The organism is Stenotrophomonas sp. 2694, assembly GCF_040548715.1.
Lineage (GTDB): Bacteria > Pseudomonadota > Gammaproteobacteria > Xanthomonadales > Xanthomonadaceae > Stenotrophomonas > Stenotrophomonas indicatrix.
In genome coordinates this window covers 1-16,978 of sequence record NZ_JBEPSG010000031.1, presented here as the reverse complement: position 1 = coordinate 16,978, position 16,978 = coordinate 1, and the positions used below count along the sequence as shown (strand labels likewise).

The following is a 16,978-nucleotide window of genomic DNA, read 5'->3' as shown; positions in this document are numbered from 1 at the left end:
CGAACGCCGTACCCGCAGCTCGCTGAAATCTGTCGAAGGCGGGGTGGGTCTGGTTGCGGGGGCGTGAGCGCCATGGATGGCGCGACCGAGCTTACATGGACGTACTTGCAGCGTCCCCCGTAACCGGACCCACCCCGCCATCCCACGGAATGCCAGCTTTTGCCGTTGCCGTTGTTTCGGCGGGTGCAGGGCGCAGCCCTGCTGCACCCCCCTCACACCACCGGAATGCTGTGCTGCCCAAGACTACGGTACGGCGGGGTGGCCATCACCATTTCCGCCAGCGAGTAGGCCAGCTCGCGCTCGGCCATCACCGTGCCGTCGGCACCGTGTTCAAGCAGATGCTTCACTTCGGCATCGCTGTGCGCGCGCGCCAGCAGGGTCAGGTTGGGGTTGATCGCACGCAGCTTGGCCAAGGTCTCACCGGCTTCCAGCGGCTGCGGGATCGCCAGCACCGCGATCTTCGCGCGCTCGGGATGGGCTTCGGCCAGCACCTTGTCCGAGGCGGCGCTGCCGCGGATGCCGGGCAGGCCGGCGGCATGCGCCTCGGCCACGTGTTCCTTGTTGTCGTCGATGATCATCACCGGCACGCCACGGTCGCGCAGCACCTGCGCCAGCGCGCTGCCGACGCGGCCATAGCCGATGACGATGGCATGGTCGTGCAGGTCCAGCGACGGCCCCGGCGGCAGCTCGGTCTCCACCGCGGTGGGCGTGGTTTCCTGGTGCTTCAGCAGCCAGCGGTCGAGCAGGCCGAACACCAGCGGGTTGAGCATGATCGAGATCAGCGCGCCGGCCAGCACCAGCGCCTGGCCGGTCGGCGGCAGGATCTTCAGGGTCACGCCGAGGCCGGCAATGATGAAGGCGAACTCGCCGATCTGCGCCAGGCTGGCCGAGATCGTCAACGCGGTGCCGGTGGGGTGGCCGAACGCGCGCACGATGAAGAACGCCGCCGCCGATTTGCCGAACATGATGATGCCGGCGGTGGCCAGCACCTGCCACGGGTGCTCGATCAGGATGCCGGGATTGAACAGCATGCCCACCGAGACGAAGAACAGCACCGCGAACGCGTCGCGCAGCGGCAGGGAATCGCTGGCCGCCTTGTGGCTGAGTTCCGATTCATTGAGCAGCATGCCGGCGAAGAACGCGCCCAGCGCGAAGGACACACCGAACAGCATCGCCGAGCCGAACGCCACGCCCAGCGCGATCGCCAGCACCGACAGGGTGAACAGTTCGCGCGAGCCGGTACCGGCAATGCGCTCCAGGATCCACGGAATGACCCGGCGGCCGACCACCAGCATCACCGCCACGAACAGGCCCAGCTGCACGAACGTCCAGCCGATGCTGGCCAGCACGCTGCCGAGGGTGTGGTGTTCATTGGCCGCGTCGGGCCCGAACACACCGGCCATCACCGGCATCATCACCAGTGCCAGCACGCAGGCCAGGTCCTCGACGATCAGCCAACCGACCGCGATCTTGCCGCGCTGGGTTTCCAGCAGGCGGCGCTCTTCCATCGCGCGCAGCAGCACTACGGTACTGGCCGTGGCCAGCGCGAAACCGAACACCACGCCGTGGATGACCGGCCAGCCCATCAATGCCGCCAGGCCCCAGCCGAGCAGGGTAGCGACCAGGATCTGGCCGATGGCACCGGGAATGGCGATGGCCTTGACCGCCATCAGGTCCTTCAGCGAGAAGTGCAGGCCGACGCCGAACATCAGCAGCATCACGCCCAGCTCGGCCAGCTGGTTGGCCAGTGCCTGGTCGGCGACGAAGCCCGGCGTGAACGGCCCGACGCAGATGCCAGCAACCAGGTAACCGACCAGAGGAGACAAGCGGAGCTTGTTGGCCAGCGCGCCGAAGATGAAGGCGAGCCCGAGACCAACGGCAACGATGTTGATCAGGTCGGTGTCATGGTGCATCGGCTCTCGCAGAAATCAGGGGGATGCCCCGATTTTCACCTAATGAGCCAAATGCGGCAAACCTTTGGAGCAAATAGGGTCAGATCCCTTTTCCTGCAGGAAAAGGGATCTGACCCCGGATGAACCCGCCGGGCAGGGCCCGGCACGCCCGTTACCGCTTACCAGTTGTACTTGATCCGCCCGTACACATACGCGCCATTGAAGCCGAACGGCGAGTAGTTGCTGTACGGCAGCATGCCGAAGGTCGAGTTCTGCAGGTCCTCGGTGCGATCCGGGTACTCGTCCAGCAGGTTGTCGGCGCCCACCGTCAGCGTCCAGTTCGCACTCGGCTTGTAGCTGGCCGAGGCATCCAGCACCCACTTGTCGCCGTAGGTCTGGTCGCGCGCGGCGGTGGCCGAGTTGCGCACCGTGAACTCGCCGTAGCGGGTCGCCGCCAGGCCCAGTTCCCAGTGATCCGAACGCCAGGTGCCACTCAGGATCGTCTTGTCACGCGGATAACTGTCCTCGATGCGGCCGATCTCATCGCGGCCGATCAGCGACTGGGTCAGGCCCAGTGTGCCGAACACCGCCGGCGTACCACCCACGCGCTGCACTTCGGTGTCGTTGTAGCTGTAGGCCGCGGTCAGTTCCAGGCTGCTGGCGCTGAACGGCACGGTGTAGCTGGACACGAAGTCGACGCCACGGGTGCGGGTGTCCAGGCCGTTGGTGAAGTACGAGAACGCAGTCACCTGCGGCAGGCCGAGCGTGGTCAGCAGCGCGCTGCTGGCGGCATTGGTGCTGATGCTGGACGACAGCGCGATGCGGTCGTCAATGTCGATCTGGTACGCGTCGACGGTGATGTACAGGCGATCCACCGGCTGCAGCACCAGGCCCAGGCTGTAGGAGGTGGAGGTCTCGGCCTTCAGTGGCGACGCGCCCAGTGCCTGTGCGGCCGGGCTGGTGGTCGGGAAGGTGCCGCGTTCAACGAACACGCCGTTGAGGAACTGGCTGGTCACCGCCTGGTAGCCCTGCTGGGCCAGCGACGGTGCGCGGAAACCGCTGGAGGCGGTGGCACGCAGCGCTACCTTGTCGGTGAAGGCATAGCGCGCCGACAGCTTGCCGGAGAAGCGGTCGCCGAAGTCCGAGTAATCCTCGTAACGACCAGTGACACCGGCGGAGAACTTCTCGCTCAGGTCCGCTTCCAGGCCCGCATAGACTGCGTAGTTGTGGCGGTCGGTATGCACTTCGTTGGTCGGGGTGAAGCCGCCGAAGCCCTGCGCACCGGTGCCGGTGTAGGAATTCAGCTCGCCCGGGTTCTGGTCCCACTTCTCGCGGCGGTACTCACCGCCGAAGGACAGCGTGACCGGATAGGCCAGGCCCCAGTCCAGCGACTTGGTCAGATCGGCGTTGAAGATGTCCTGCTGGTACTTCAGCGTGCCGTCGTAGAACGAACGCGGGCTGGTCGCGCCCAGGCTGTAGTTGATGCTGTTACGGGTGTGGAAATCCAGGGTGTTCTCGCCGTGGTTCAGGCTCAGGTCCCAGGTCCAGCCGTTGTCGGTGTTGCCTTTGACCCCGGCCACCAGCGAGCGGTCCTTGGAATACTGGTTGATCTCCGGCACGAAGCCGTCGGGGTAGGTCTGCGCCAGCAGCGCGGTCTGTCCGTTGTGGTTGCGCGAACGGTAGAACGCGAACGAGGTGATGTCGCGGTTGCTGAGCAGCGCGCTCGCATAGCCGGTCACGTGGTCGCTGAAATCAAAGCTGGCATTGGCCGACGCCGCAGTGGCGTCCACGCGCGGGTCGCCGACGATGAAGGTGGTCTGGCCCACGGACGGGTAGTTGACGGTGTTCGGCGTGGTGCCGCGATAGGGGCCGGCGCGGTCGCTCTCGTCCTGCTGGCTGATCTGGCCGGCCACGTGCACGCGGCCACGGCCGTTGCCGAATTCCACGCCGGTATCGCCGGACAGCTGGTACTTGTTGCCGTCGCCGGCCGAATACTGGCCGTAGTCGACGGCCAGGCTGCCACCGCTGCCGCTGCCCTTGAGCACGATGTTGATGACGCCGGCGATGGCATCCGAACCGTACTGAGCCGAGGCGCCGTCACGCAGCACCTCGACGCGCTCGATGGCGGCGATCGGAATCGCGTTGATGTCCACCGCCGACGAACCGCGGCCGATGCTACCGTTGACGTTGATCATCGCCGAGGTGTGGCGGCGCTTGCCATTGACCAGCACCAGCACCTGGTCCGGCGACAGGCCGCGCAGCTGTGCCGGGCGCACACCGCTGGTGCCGTCGGTCAGCGCGGGGCGCGGGAAGTTCAGCGACGGCAGCGCGCGGGACAGCGCGGTGGCCAGCTCACCGGTACCGGTGGACTGCAGGATCTCGGGGGTGATGATGTCGATCGGCGACTGCGATTCGGCGACCGTGCGGTCGGCCACGCGGGTGCCGGTGACGATCACCGTATCCAGGGTGTTGGCGGCGGTGCCGGCCTGCTGGGCGGCGGCAACGAACGGAGAACCACCGAGTGCGACAGCGACGGCGGCGGCGATCAGGCTGGTCTTGCGGGTCATCGGGAGGGGGCTCCGGTTGGCGGGATGGCACCGGAATCGACATCACGGGGGTGAGGCGGACGACGGTTGTTGCGGTGCGCAATACAGGAATTAACGGGATATTCAGTGCCTGTCAAATGCCGGTCATCAGAAAAAACGTTGCAGCAGCAACCATTTAGCTGCGACAGGCGGTGACGGGGGAGGGGCCCGGGAGGCGCGCGGACAGGACGTGGGAGAGAGGAACGTCGGCCGTCGCGCATCCCGGGGCGCGTCAAGTATTCGTTAACGTTAGAATTGCGTCGCAGGAACAGTGCTTACCAGCACATTCCATTCGGTTATATGGACGCCTCCCCCCATGATTTCGCTTCGTAATTTCGCCTTGCGCCGCGGCGAGCGGCTGCTGTTGTCCAATGTCGACCTGACCCTGCATGCCGGTTACCGGGTAGGCGTGGTCGGCCGCAACGGTGCTGGCAAGTCCAGCCTGTTCGCGGCGGTGAAGGGCGAACTGGAGGCCGACAAGGGTGACGTCGACCTGCCGGGCAAGATCCGCATCGCCAGCGTTGCCCAGGAAACCCCATCCCTGCCGGACCCGGCGCTGAGCTTCGTGCTGGGCGGTGACATCGAAGTGGCTGCGGTGCTGGCTGCCGAAGCCGACGCCACCGCCCGCGAAGACTGGGAAGCGGTGGCCGAGGCGCATACGCGCATGGCCGAGCTGAACGCCTACGACGCCGAAGCGCGTGCCGGCAAGCTGCTGCATGGCCTGGGCTTCCCGGCCGAAACGCACCACCGCGCGGTGTCCTCGTTCTCCGGCGGCTGGCGCGTGCGCCTGAACCTGGCCCGCGCGCTGATGATGCCCAGCGACCTGCTGCTGCTCGACGAACCGACCAACCACCTGGATCTGGACGCGGTGTACTGGCTGGAACAGTGGCTGCTGAAGTACCCCGGCACCCTGCTGCTCATCTCGCATGACCGCGAGTTCCTCGACAACGTGGCCACCCACACCCTGCACCTGCACGGTGGTGGCGCCAAGCTTTACCCGGGCGGTTACACCGACTTCGAGCGCCAGCGTGCCGAACAGCTGCGCCAGCAGCAGATCGCGCATGAGAAGGAACAGGCCGAGCGCGCCCACCTGCAGAGCTTCATCGACCGCTTCAAGGCCCAGGCCAGCAAGGCCGCACAGGCACAGAGCCGGATGAAACGCCTGGCCAAGCTGGCCGGTACCGAGGCGGTGCGCGCCGAGCGCGAGTTCCGCATCGAGTTCGCACCGCCGGCCAAGCTGCCGTTCTCGCTGATCCGCCTGAACCACGTCGAGGCCGGCTACGGCAGCGATTCGGTGATCCTGCACAACGTCGGCTTCGGCCTGGAAGCGGGCCAGCGCATCGGCCTGCTGGGCCCCAACGGCGCCGGCAAGACCACCCTGGTGAAGACCCTGGTGGGCGAACTGGCACCGATTGCCGGCGAGCGCGCCGCGCACCCGGACCTGCGCATCGGCTACTTCGCCCAGCACACGGTCGAGTCGCTGCATGAAGGCCAGTCGCCGATGGAGCACTTCCGCGACCTGGCCCCGGATGCACCGAACCAGTCGTTCCGCGATTTCCTCGGCAAGTGGAATTTCCCGGGCGACCGTGCCTTTGAACCGGTGGATGGTTTCTCCGGTGGCGAGCGTGCACGCCTGGCGCTGGCATTGATCGCCTGGCAGCAGCCGAACGTGCTGTTGCTGGACGAACCGACCAACCACCTTGACCTGGAAATGCGCGAAGCACTGGCCGAAGCACTGGCCGATTTCGACGGCGCGATCGTGATGGTTTCGCATGACCGCCACCTGATCGGCCTGGTCTGTGACACCTTCTGGCGTGTGGCCGACGGCGTGGTCGAACCCTTCGATGGTGACCTCGATGCCTACGCCGCCTGGCTGCGCACGCGCCCGCAGGCGCAGGGCACCAAGGCACGCATGGAGCAGGTGGAGGAACCGGTGGTGGTCACGACCGCACCGGTCGCGCAGGTGGTGCAGAAGAAGCCGGTCAACCCGCACAAGCTGGCCAGCGCCGAAGCCAAGGTCGCCGAGCTGGAAGGTGTGCTGGCCGAACTGGACCGGCAGCTTGCCGACTCGAGCAACTATGCCGATGCCACGCGCATGGCCGTGCTCGGCCGCGACCGCGAAGCCGCCGCCGCACAGCTGGAAAAGGCCGAAGCGGCCTGGATGGAACTGCTGGAGTCCTGATTCCATCGGTAGCGCCGGGCCATGCCCGGCGGCTTCTCCCGACCGCCGCGCTCGCCGGGCATGGCCCGGCGCTACCCGCGGCGCGCGTGTTTCATCCCTGCGCCTGCAGCCATTCGCGGAACCGCTTGGCCGGTTCCCGTTCGGCACGCGAGCGCAGACGGGTCAGCCAGTAGCGACCCAGCTCCAGCGTGGTGGCAAACGGCTGCAGCAGCCGGCCCTCGGCCAGGTCCGCTTCGAACATGCGCAGCGGCAGCAGGGCAACGCCTGCGCCACCGGCCGCAGCCACCGCCAGCGTCAAGGACGAATCGAACACCGGTCCGCGCGCTTCCACGCCGTTGGCCCCGGCCATCTGCAGCCAGCGTGGCCATTCGTCGCTGCGGTACGAACGCAGCAGCGGCAAGGCCGCCAGGTCGCGCGGATGCTTCAGCCGCCGCGCCAGTGCCGGCGCGCACAACGGCGCGAACGGCGCGTCCAGGATCGCCGTGCAGGCCTGTCCCTGCCAGTCGCCATCGCCGAAACGGATCGCCAGGTCCAGGCCTTCACCGGCCAGGTCGATGCGGTTGTTGTGGGTCTGCAGCCGCAGTTCGATATCCGGGTGGGCCGCATCGAACGCGGCCAGCCGCGGCAGCAGCCAGCCGGTGGCGAAGGTGCCGACCACGCCGATCGTCAGCACTTCCCGCGCCGGGCCACCGGTGTAGCGGGCGATGCTGGCTGAAATGCGCTCGAAGGATTCATTGAGCACCGGGTACAGGGCTGCTCCTTCCTCGGTCAACGCCACGCCGCGGGGCAGGCGGTGGAACAGGCGGATACCCAGCCGGTCCTCCAGTCCGCGTATCTGGTGGCTCAACGCCGCCTGGCTGACGCAGAGTTCCAGGGCGGCCCGGGTGAAATTCTGGTGCCGGGCAGCCGCTTCGAAGGCGCGCAACGCATTCAGCGAAAGGGTGGGGTGCAGCATGGGGACGTGTGAGGCAGGATGATGGCTGATGGTAGCGCCTTGCCATGGGCGTTGGATAAATAAAGGGTTTAATGCGCCATGCATGAATTAATTTCATGGCTGACGCTGAAAAAACGCGCTGGTCGCCTTTGCCCACCCTTTCAATAATCGGGACAGCTTCCACGAGGATTCCGCATGCTTGCCCGTCGTCGATTCCTGCAGTTCAGTAGTGCCGCAGTCGCCTCCACCCTTGCGTTGCCGCTGCTGGCCCGGGCTGCCGCACCCGCCACCGTGCCCGCCACACCGGTCGATGCCGCCATCGCCGCCGCCGCCGACTTCGCCGCACTGGAAAAGGCGTGCCGCGGTCGACTCGGCGTAACCCTGCTCGACAGCGCCGGTGGTCGCCGCCTCGGCCATCGCCAGGACGAACGCTTCCCGCTGTGCAGCACCTTCAAGAGCGTGCTGGCCGCCACGGTGCTCAAGCAGGCCGAGCGCGATCCGGCACTGCTGGACCGGCGCCTGCCGGTGCGGACCCAGGACCTCCTGGAGCACGCGCCGGTCACCCGCCGCCACGTCGGCAAGGACCTGACCGTGCGTGACCTGTGCCGGGCCACGTTGATCACCAGCGACAACACCGCCGCCAACCTGTTGTTCGCAGCGATCGGCGGGCCGCCGGCGGTGACCGCGTTCCTGCGCGCAACCGGCGACACGATCACCCGCAGCGATCGCCTGGAGCCGGAACTGAACAGCTTCGCCATTGATGATCCCCGCGACACCACTACGCCGGCGGCCATTGCATCGACGCTGCAGCGTCTGGTGCTGGGCAATGCACTCAGGCCTGCCTCACGCCAGCAGCTGGCCGACTGGCTGATCGACAACGAAACCGGCGATGCCTGCCTTCGTGCGGGCCTGGGCAAGCGCTGGCGGGTGGGCGACAAGACCGGCAGCAATGGCGAAGACGCCCGCAACGACATCGCCGTGTTGTGGCCGGTGCAGGGCGGTTCGCCCTGGGTCCTGACCGCCTATCTGCAGGCGGGCACGATCAGCTTCGAACAGCGCGCGGCGGTACTTGCGCAGGTCGGGCGGATCGCCGATGGGCTGATCCGCTGAAGGGCGCGCTGCCGAAAGGAGAGGACATTTTCAGCCGTGTCCGGCTTGCCCGATCCGGATCGAACCCGCATCCTGCGCGCGTTCGATCCACACGGAAGTCCCCCCGATGAGCCATGAACTGGTCTACCTGCTGCTGATCTTCGCGCTGCTGGTCATCCCGCGCGCGCTGCAGCGGTTCAGCCTGCCGGCGCCGCTGACCTGCCTGCTGTTCGGCATCATCGGCATGCTCTGGCTGGGCGACCAGGCGCACGACGCGGTCATCGCGCTGCTGGCCACGCTGGGCATCTCCTCACTGTTCCTGTTCGCCGGCCTGGAAGTTGACCTGCAGGCCCTGCGGCGCGGCATGTGGCCGCTGCTGGCGCATCTGCTGATCCGCAGTGCGACCCTGTTCGGCGTCGGCTGGCTGGCCTGGCGTTACGCCGGCCTGCCATGGCAGGCGGCCGGGTTGCTGGCACTTGCGCTGCTGACCCCCTCCACCGGTTTCATCATGGATTCGCTGTCGCGGCTGGGGCTGAGCGAGGACGAGCGGTTCTGGGTCACCAGCAAGGCCATCGCCGGTGAACTGCTGGCCTTGGCGGCGTTGTTCATCGTGCTGCAGGCTGGCGATCCCGGGCACATGGCGCTGTCCAGCCTGGCCCTGCTGGCGATGATGATCGGCCTGCCGCTGCTGTTCATCGCGCTCGGTCGCTGGGTCGCGCCGCATGCGCCGGGCTCGGAATTCTCACTGCTGGTGATGGTGGGCATGGTGGCGGCGTACATCACCTACCTGCTGGGCGTGTACTACCTGGTTGGCGCCTTCATTGCCGGCCTGGTCGCGCGCCTGCTGCACCAGCGAATGCCGCTGCTGGCTTCGCACGAAAACCTGCATGCGCTGCGTCTGTTCGCCTCGTTCTTCGTGCCGTTCTACTTCTTCAACGCCGGCACCAAGGTGCCCAGCGAAGCGCTGAGCTGGGAGGCGCTGGGGCTGGGCATCGTCATCACCCTGGTGGTGCTGCCGCTGCGCATCGCGGTGGTCTGGCTGCAGCGCCGCGTGATGTTCGGCGAGAGCTTCCGCAGCAGCCTGCGTGTGTCGCTGGCGCTGGCACCGACGCTGATCTTCACCCTGGTGCTGGCCGCGATCATGCGCGATCGCTTCCAGATTCCCGCGGTGCTGTTCGGCGCGCTGCTGCTGTATGCCGCCTTGACCACGCTGCTGCCCTCGCTGGTGTTCCGCACGCCGTTCGATGTCGATCCGGTCGAGCAGGAGCCGGCAGGGCAGGGCGAAGATGCGCCGGTGGCAGCGACGGACGTGGTTGCCGTCGATCCGCCGTCAGCCGCTGCATCGCGTTGAGGCTGCGCAGGGCATCAGCAGGCTTGCGTTGTGGACGCGCGGCACGTGACACTGCGCGCCCCGCGATGTGCCGGTTCCGGTACGTTGGATATCCCAGGAGCTGCAGGCGTGACCCAGGACGTGAACCTCGATCGTAAACTGCTGCCAGGCCGGATCCTGCTTTGGTTCTCTGCCTTCGCATTGCTGATCCTGTTCGGATACAGCTGGTCGATGCCACCGGTCGATGCCTCGGGATTCCGACAGACGCAGACTGCGCTGTCGATCGACTGGATGGTGCGCGGTGGCCCGTGGCTTGACTACCTGACGCCGGTGCTCGGTGCGCCGTGGTCGATTCCCTTCGAATTCCCGTTCTATCAGTGGCTGGCCGCGGTGCTGTCCAGCGCCACCGGCATCAGCGCGGACAACAGTGGCCGGCTGGTTTCCACCGAATTCCACGTCGGCTGCATCTGGATGGTCTACCGCATCAGCCTGGTGGTTCGTCCGGATCGCGTGCTGGCGCTGTGCCTTGCCGGCGCCTTCGCCGTATCGCCGCTGGCCCAGTTCTGGGGCCGCTCGGTGATGATCGAATCGACGGCGGTATTCTTCGGCCTGCTGTTCGTCTGGGCCATGGCACGTCTGCATGTGCAGCCGAGGGCGTGGGTGGGGCTGGTGGCCATCGTCGCTGCGATGCTGGGCGCACTTGTCAAGATCACCACATTCTTCGGCTTCGCTGCCTTCACCGTTCTGGCCGTTGCCTGGATGGTGTTGGGCGAGCACGGCTGGCGCCCTCACTGGCTGGCCACACACTGGAAGCTGCTGGCCGGGGGCGCGCTGGCGGCCCTGGCCGCTCTGCTGGCCATCGTCCTTTGGCTGCAGCATGCCGACGCGCTCAAGGCCCAGTCCGCACTGGGCGTGCAGGTGACCTCCGAAGGGCTGGCCGGATTCAACTACGGCACCCTCCAGCAGCGCCTGGACCCTGCGACGTGGTGGGGCACGATCTTCAAGAAGCGCTTCTCGGGGCCAGTGGGCTCCAACTGGGTGTTCCTGATCTTCCTCATCGCGGGGCTGTCGATCCGGCAGATCCGCGCACCGGTGGTCGTACTGCTGCTGGCCTACCTGATGCCGATGGCGGTGTTTACCAACCTGCAGGTGGTGCACCCGTACTATCAGTTCGCCCAGCTCGTGTTTGCCACGTCCATCGTCGGCCTGGTGCTGTGGTGGGTGATCCAGCGCGGCGAAGCGGCCGGCAAGCCGGGTCGAGGTGTGGCTCTGGCGATCTTCCTGTGCCTGCTGTCGGTGGGGTTTGGGCTGGTGAAGTCGCTGAAGGACATGAAGGAGGCGCGCGAGCCGACCACGATCTCGCAGATCGCTGACTTGATCCGGTCCGATACGCCCGAGCAGGGCGTGGTGATGGCCTTCGGCGACGACTGGTCTTCGGCGCTGCCATATCGGTCAGGCCGTCGCGCGGTGATGATTCCCGATTGGGCATCGGATGCGGCGCTGGAAGCACTCGCCGGCAATGATGACGCTTTGGGCGGGCTGCCGCTGGTGGCACTGGTCAATTGCCCCAATGGCCTGGGCAGCACCCCGCAGCGCGCGCAATGGCAGGCTGCGATCGTGCAGCGCTATTCGCAGGGCGCGCAGATGCAGGAAATCGGTGACTGCAAGGTCTGGCTGCGCCACTGATCTGCCCGTCATGGTCGGCCGGCACGGTTTGCGCCTGCCGGCCATGGCCGTTAGGGTTGGGGCATGAAACCGATCGCCGCTGTTGCTTCCGCCTTCGCCCTGCTCGGCCTCGCCGCCTGCTCGCAGCCATCGCATACGGTCAACCACGATCTGTCGACCGCGCCGGCCGACGCCTTCATGGCCGCGGTCGCTGCCCATTGTGGCCAGGCGTACGAGGGCAAGGTGGTGGAAGACACGCCGGCCCCCACCGGCAAAGACCCCTTCGCCGGGCAGAAGCTGGTGATGCACGTGCGGGGCTGCGCCGACCCGGGCCATGAGCTGCGCATCCCGTTCCACGTCGGCGATGACCATTCGCGCACCTGGGTGTTGACCCGCACCGAGCACGGGCTGCGCCTGAAGCACGACCATCGCCACGCCGATGGCAGTCCCGATGCGATCACCCTGTACGGCGGCGACAGCAAGCCGCCGGGCACCGCCGAACGCCAGCAGTTCCCCGCCGATGGCGAGTCGGTGGCGATGTTCCGCCGTGCCGACATGCTGGCTTCAACCCACAACACCTGGGCGATGGAGATCGAGCCGGACCAGCGTTTCGTCTATGAGCTGACGCGCCCGGAAGGGCGCCGTTTCCGGGTCGAGTTCGATCTCAGCAAGCCGGTCGCGCTACCGCCGGCGCCCTGGGGTGATGCAGCGGCGCCGGCACCCTGATCGGCCCCCTGGCATGCTGCCGCGGACAGCCCGGTAGCGCCGGGCCATGCCCGGCGGCTTTCAAGCGGAGACCCTGCCGCTGCGCTCGCCGGGCATGGCCCGGCGCTACCCCTCAACGCGTGCCGAAGCGCGCCCGGCAGCCGTTGCTGACCCACACGTTGCCGCGCGAGTAGCCCCAGGTCCGGCCTTCCTGGCAGGCGCTGCCGGACAGCTGCTGCTGCAGCACAGGCCGGCCTTGGCGTTCATCCCAGTTGCAGCTCTGCTGGCGGTTGTTGTTGCTGCTGCAGGTCACGGTGTAGTTGTTGTTGCCACCACCCCAGCCGCCGCCATTGCCCCCACCATTGCCGCCGCCCCAGCCACCGCGGGCCTCGGCGAACTCGGCGCGGCAGCCGCGGTTGACCCAGATCGCGCCGTTGCGCACGCCCCAGTTCTGGCCTTCCACGCACTGCGTGCCGGAGATCTGCCGGACCACGCGTGCGTTGCGCCAGCCCACCGGGCAGCTGCGTTCGCGGTTGTCCTGGCTTTCGCAGCGCACGGTGCCGCTGTTGCCGTTGCCGTTGCCACCACCCCAACCGCCGCCGTTGCCGCCACCCCAGCCGCCTCGGCCCTGGGTGAATTCGGCGCGGCAGCCGTTGTTGACCCAGATGCTGCCATTGCGGGTGCCCCAGGTTCGGCCTTCCACACAGGCCGAGCCGGACAGCTGGCGGACCAGCCGGGCATCGCGCCAGCCGGTGTTGCAGACGCGTTCGCGGTTGTTCTGGCTCTCGCAGCGGACCACCCCGTCCTGCGCGGCGGCAGGGGCAGAGTGCAGGGCGAGCGCGGTAAAGGTGCCAAGGATCACGGCCAGGCTGGCCAGGGACTGCGGTTTCATGGCGACATCCCCATACGGGAGTAGGTGCGCGACTATAAGGACGGGGGCGATCAAGCCCGCGTGACCGTCCGCATTTGCCCCGGCCGGGGCGTCGGCCGCAGAATAAGAGGCTTTCCGGCCTCCATCAGGCGCCGGCGTTCTCCAGCGGAGCTTTCCCCCCATGCGTACCCACTTCTGCGGCCTGGTCGATGAGACCCTGATTGGCCAGACTGTCACCCTCGCCGGCTGGACCGACGTGGCCCGTAATCAGGGCGGCGTCTGCTTCATCGATCTCCGCGATCATGAAGGCATCGTGCAGGTGACGGTGGAGCTCGACAACGCCGAAGTGTTCGCCGTGGCCGCCTCGCTGGGCTATGAGGACGTGCTGCAGGTGGAAGGCGTGGTACGTGCCCGCCACGCGGTCAACGACAAGCTGCGCACGGGCAAGGTGGAAGTGATCGCCACCGCCATCACCGTGCTGAACAAGGCCGCGCCGCTGCCGTTCCACGCCCACGAGAACCCGGGCGAAGAAACCCGCCTGAAGTACCGCTACCTGGACCTGCGCCGTCCGGAGATGCAGCGCATGCAGCGCACCCGCATCAAGCTGGTGCAGGCCCTGCGCCGCCACCTGGACGAGAAGGGCTTCCAGGACATCGAAACGCCGATCCTGACCAAGGCCACCCCGGAAGGTGCACGCGACTTCCTGGTGCCGGCGCGCATGCACCCGGGCGAGTTCTATGCCCTGCCGCAGAGCCCGCAGCTGTTCAAGCAGATCCTGATGGTGGCCGGCTTCGACCGCTACTACCAGATCGCGCGCTGCTTCCGCGACGAGGCCCTGCGTGCCGACCGACAGCTGGAATTCACCCAGCTGGACATGGAGTTCGCCTTCGTCCGCGAGCGCGACGTGCAGGACTTCGTCGAAGACATGATCCGCGCCATCTTCAAGGAAGTGGTCGACGTCGAACTGGATGCCAGCTTCCCGCGCATGACCTGGGCCGAGGCGATGCGTCGCTATGGTTCGGACAAGCCGGACCTGCGCATCGCGCTCGAACTGGTGGACGTGGCCGAGCTGGTCAAGACCAGCGAATTCCCGGTGTTCACCGCTGCTGCCAATGATGCCGATGGCCGCGTCGCCGCCCTGCGCATCCCCGGTGGTGCCAGCCTGTCGCGCAAGCAGATCGACGAGTACGCCGCGCACGCCGCCAAGTACGGTGCGAAGGGCCTGGCCTACATCAAGGTGGGCGAGAACGGTGAAATCAGCTCGCCGATCCAGAAGTTCTTCAGTGAAGAGGGCTTCGCCGCCCTGGTCGCCCATGTCGGCGCCGGCAACGGCGACATCGTGTTCTTCGGTGCCGGCGGCTACAACAAGGTGTCCGACTTCATGGGCGCGCTGCGCCTGAAGGCCGGCAAGGACTTCGGTCTTGTCGCCGACAGCTGGGCGCCGCTGTGGGTCACCGACTTCCCGATGTTCGAATGGGACGAGGAAGCGCAGCGCTACGTCGCCCTGCATCACCCCTTCACCGCGCCGGCCGTGGACGACATCGCCGACCTGCGCGCGCACGCCAAGACTGCCGTTTCGCGCGGCTACGACATGGTGCTCAACGGCAATGAAATCGGCGGCGGTTCGATCCGTATCCACCGCCCCGACATGCAGAGCGCGGTGTTCGAACTGCTCGGCATCGGTGCCGAAGAAGCCCGCGCCAAGTTCGGCTTCCTGCTCGACGCGCTGAACTACGGCGCGCCGCCGCACGGTGGCATCGCCTTCGGCATCGACCGCATCGCCGCGCTGATGGCCGGTACCGAGTCGATCCGCGACGTCATCCCGTTCCCGAAGACCACCGGTGCGCAGGATCTGATGACCGATGCGCCGTCGCCGATCGTCGACGAGCAGCTGGCCGAAGTGCACATCCAGGTTCGCCCCAAGAAAAACTGATCAGGAGATCCAGGCAATGACCGAGTTTGCGTTTTCGCTGGAGTGGGAAAAGCTGGGCAATGAAGGCTCCGAGGCCAACCTGGTCACCGAGCGTGCACGTGTCTTCGGTGGTTGGCTGGTCCGTGTCGGTACCAACCCGTCGGCCATGGCCCTGACCTTCGTCGCCGACGGCGAAGGCCGCTGGGACGGTGAAGACTTCGGCGTCGAGGATTACGAAGACGACGAAGAGGAAGAGTACGACGAGGACGAGGAAGGCGAAGAAGAGGAAGACGGCGAGGAAGAAGAGGACGACGAGGAATACGAAGAAGAGGAAGAGGAAGAAGACGACAAGGAACCGGCGGAGCGGGCTTGACCCGAACCGTGGTCCTGACGTCAACTCGACCCATGTATTCGATCCGCCGCGCCACTGTGGACGACGCGCCGACCCTGTCGGCGCTGGCCGCATGCACGTTCACCGAAACCTTCGGCCATCTGTATCCGCCGCAGGACCTGCAGGACTTCATCGACGAGGCCTACACGGTCGAGCGTCAGCGCACGATCCTGGCCCACCCCGATTACGCGGTGTGGCTGCTGGAGCTGGACGGGGAGGCGGTCGGCCATGCCGCCGCCGGACCCTGTGGGTTGCCGCATCCGGACGTGAAGCCCGGTGACGGCGAGCTCAAGCGCCTGTACCTGATCAAGACGCAGCAGAGCTGCGGCTGGGGCAGCCGCCTGCTGGAAACCGCGCTGGCCTGGCTGGAGCACGACGGCCCGCGCACGCTGTGGCTGGGCGTGTGGTCGGAAAACTTCGGCGCGCAGCGCTTCTACGCCCGGTATGGTTTTGAAAAGGCCGGCGAGTACCTGTTCCCGGTGGGCGATACCAACGATCTTGAGTTCATCCTGCGCCGTTTGCCGCATCCGGCCTGAAACCGTTCACCGCCGCTTGCCCCTGGCATGTGTTCAATCACCGTAGTTCCGCCCCGCTGACCGCCAGGCTGTTGCACATGACTCCCCCCGTTCTGTTGTTGCATGGCATCTGGAATGCCCGTGCCTGGGTCGGCCCGCTGGCCTGGCGCCTGCGTGCGCGTGGCTTCCAGGTCCATACCTTTGGTTACTCGTCCGTATTTGGCGGTCCCGATGTGGCCGTGCCGCAGTTGCTGGAGCGGCTGGCAGATGCAGGCCCGCTGTCGCTGGTCGGGCACAGCCTGGGTGGCCTGCTGGCGCTGGAAGCCCTGCGCCGGCAGCCGCAGCTGCCCGTGCAGCGCGTGGTCTGCCTGGGATCGCCACTGCGGGGCAGTGGTACTGCGCGCTCGTTGTCCGAACATGGTTGGGGCCTGGCCCTGGGCCGCAGCAGCGAGCTGCTGCTGGACGGGCTGCCGGACTGGCAGGGCAAGGCCGCCGTCGGCCTGATCGCCGGCTCGGTGCCACATGGGCTGGGCAGCCTGCTCGGGGCGCTGGATGACGATTCCGACGGTACCGTGGCGCTGGCCGAGACCCGCCTGCCGGGCCTGGCCGACCACTGCGTGGTGCGCACCAGCCACAGCGGCCTGGTGGTGTCGCCCGATGCCGCGCGGCAGACCGCGCATTTCCTCCGCCATGGCCAGTTCGACCATGGCCGGGACGCTGCCGCCGCGTAAGGCGGTTCGCCGGGCCAGGGCCCGCCCGCCCCCCGCGGGGCCCCCCCCGGGGCCCCCGGCCCCCCCCCCCCCCCCCCCCCCCCCCCCCCCCCCCCCCCCCCCCCGCCCCGCAACCGAGGGGGTTGGGGGCCGCCCAGTCCCCCCCCGGGTGCAAAGGCCCACCCCCGAGAAAAGAC

13 protein-coding genes are annotated in these 16,978 nt (G+C 67.2%); 9 read left to right on the top strand and 4 right to left on the bottom strand.

The annotated features are described in order from the left end of the window. Positions 1 to 212: 212 nt before the first annotated feature. Together ybaL and ABIA73_RS20590 are read right to left on the bottom strand one after the other, a co-directional pair. The gene (gene ybaL, locus ABIA73_RS20595; protein WP_025874691.1) at positions 213 to 1,913 is read right to left on the bottom strand and encodes a YbaL family putative K(+) efflux transporter; all 1,701 of its coding nucleotides are present in this window, start codon (positions 1,911 to 1,913) and stop codon (positions 213 to 215) included. A 158-nt stretch (positions 1,914 to 2,071) separates the two neighbouring features. Then, positions 2,072 to 4,459, bottom strand: coding sequence for a TonB-dependent receptor plug domain-containing protein (locus tag ABIA73_RS20590; protein WP_025874690.1), 2,388 nt, complete (start codon positions 4,457 to 4,459; stop codon positions 2,072 to 2,074). 334 nt (positions 4,460 to 4,793) lie between these two features. On the opposite strand from ABIA73_RS20590, the gene ABIA73_RS20585 reads away from it, so the two are divergent. Beyond that, positions 4,794 to 6,659 carry an ABC-F family ATP-binding cassette domain-containing protein gene (locus ABIA73_RS20585; RefSeq protein ID WP_025874689.1) on the top strand — a complete coding sequence of 622 codons (1,866 nt, stop codon included), beginning with the start codon at positions 4,794 to 4,796 and terminating at the stop codon, positions 6,657 to 6,659. A gap of 91 nt (positions 6,660 to 6,750) precedes the next feature. Here the strand turns inward: ABIA73_RS20585 and ampR are convergent, their stop codons facing one another. Continuing rightward, positions 6,751 to 7,614: a LysR family transcriptional regulator AmpR gene (gene ampR / locus ABIA73_RS20580; RefSeq protein WP_025874688.1), complete on the bottom strand. Its 864-nt coding sequence runs from the start codon at positions 7,612 to 7,614 to the stop codon at positions 6,751 to 6,753. Positions 7,615 to 7,788: 174 nt separating this feature from the next. On the opposite strand from ampR, the gene blaL2 reads away from it, so the two are divergent. From blaL2 to ABIA73_RS20560, 4 genes are all read left to right on the top strand, one after another. Further along, on the top strand, positions 7,789 to 8,703 hold the full coding sequence (gene blaL2 / locus ABIA73_RS20575) for a L2 family extended-spectrum class A beta-lactamase (protein ID WP_279208374.1): 915 nt from the start codon (positions 7,789 to 7,791) through the stop codon (positions 8,701 to 8,703). Between the two features lie 106 nt (positions 8,704 to 8,809). Continuing rightward, entirely contained in the window at positions 8,810 to 10,033 is a 1,224-nt protein-coding gene (locus ABIA73_RS20570; RefSeq protein WP_154880981.1) for a cation:proton antiporter, read from the top strand. Positions 10,034 to 10,141: 108 nt separating this feature from the next. Further along, positions 10,142 to 11,698, top strand: a complete 1,557-nt coding sequence (locus ABIA73_RS20565; RefSeq protein ID WP_354276224.1) for an ArnT family glycosyltransferase — start codon at positions 10,142 to 10,144, stop codon at positions 11,696 to 11,698. A 63-nt stretch (positions 11,699 to 11,761) separates the two neighbouring features. Continuing rightward, on the top strand, positions 11,762 to 12,403 hold the full coding sequence (locus tag ABIA73_RS20560) for a hypothetical protein (RefSeq protein ID WP_025874684.1): 642 nt from the start codon (positions 11,762 to 11,764) through the stop codon (positions 12,401 to 12,403). Between the two features lie 112 nt (positions 12,404 to 12,515). Here ABIA73_RS20560 and ABIA73_RS20555 read toward each other — a convergent pair whose 3' ends face one another. Then, positions 12,516 to 13,274, bottom strand: a complete 759-nt coding sequence (locus tag ABIA73_RS20555) for a DUF3011 domain-containing protein (RefSeq protein ID WP_309911770.1) — start codon at positions 13,272 to 13,274, stop codon at positions 12,516 to 12,518. A gap of 160 nt (positions 13,275 to 13,434) precedes the next feature. On the opposite strand from ABIA73_RS20555, the gene aspS reads away from it, so the two are divergent. The 4 genes from aspS to ABIA73_RS20535 all read left to right on the top strand — a co-directional run bounded on the left by aspS (position 13,435) and on the right by ABIA73_RS20535 (position 16,802). Further along, positions 13,435 to 15,186 carry an aspartate--tRNA ligase gene (gene aspS / locus ABIA73_RS20550; protein ID WP_059064882.1) on the top strand — a complete coding sequence of 584 codons (1,752 nt, stop codon included), beginning with the start codon at positions 13,435 to 13,437 and terminating at the stop codon, positions 15,184 to 15,186. Between the two features lie 16 nt (positions 15,187 to 15,202). Next, a complete protein-coding gene (locus ABIA73_RS20545) occupies positions 15,203 to 15,538 on the top strand; it encodes a hypothetical protein (protein ID WP_025874681.1) in 336 nt (111 codons plus the stop codon). 32 nt (positions 15,539 to 15,570) lie between these two features. After that, positions 15,571 to 16,092: a GNAT family N-acetyltransferase gene (locus ABIA73_RS20540; RefSeq protein WP_346602161.1), complete on the top strand. Its 522-nt coding sequence runs from the start codon at positions 15,571 to 15,573 to the stop codon at positions 16,090 to 16,092. Positions 16,093 to 16,169: 77 nt separating this feature from the next. Beyond that, positions 16,170 to 16,802, top strand: coding sequence for an esterase/lipase family protein (locus ABIA73_RS20535; RefSeq protein WP_025874679.1), 633 nt, complete (start codon positions 16,170 to 16,172; stop codon positions 16,800 to 16,802). The last annotated feature ends 176 nt before the right edge of the window (positions 16,803 to 16,978 follow it).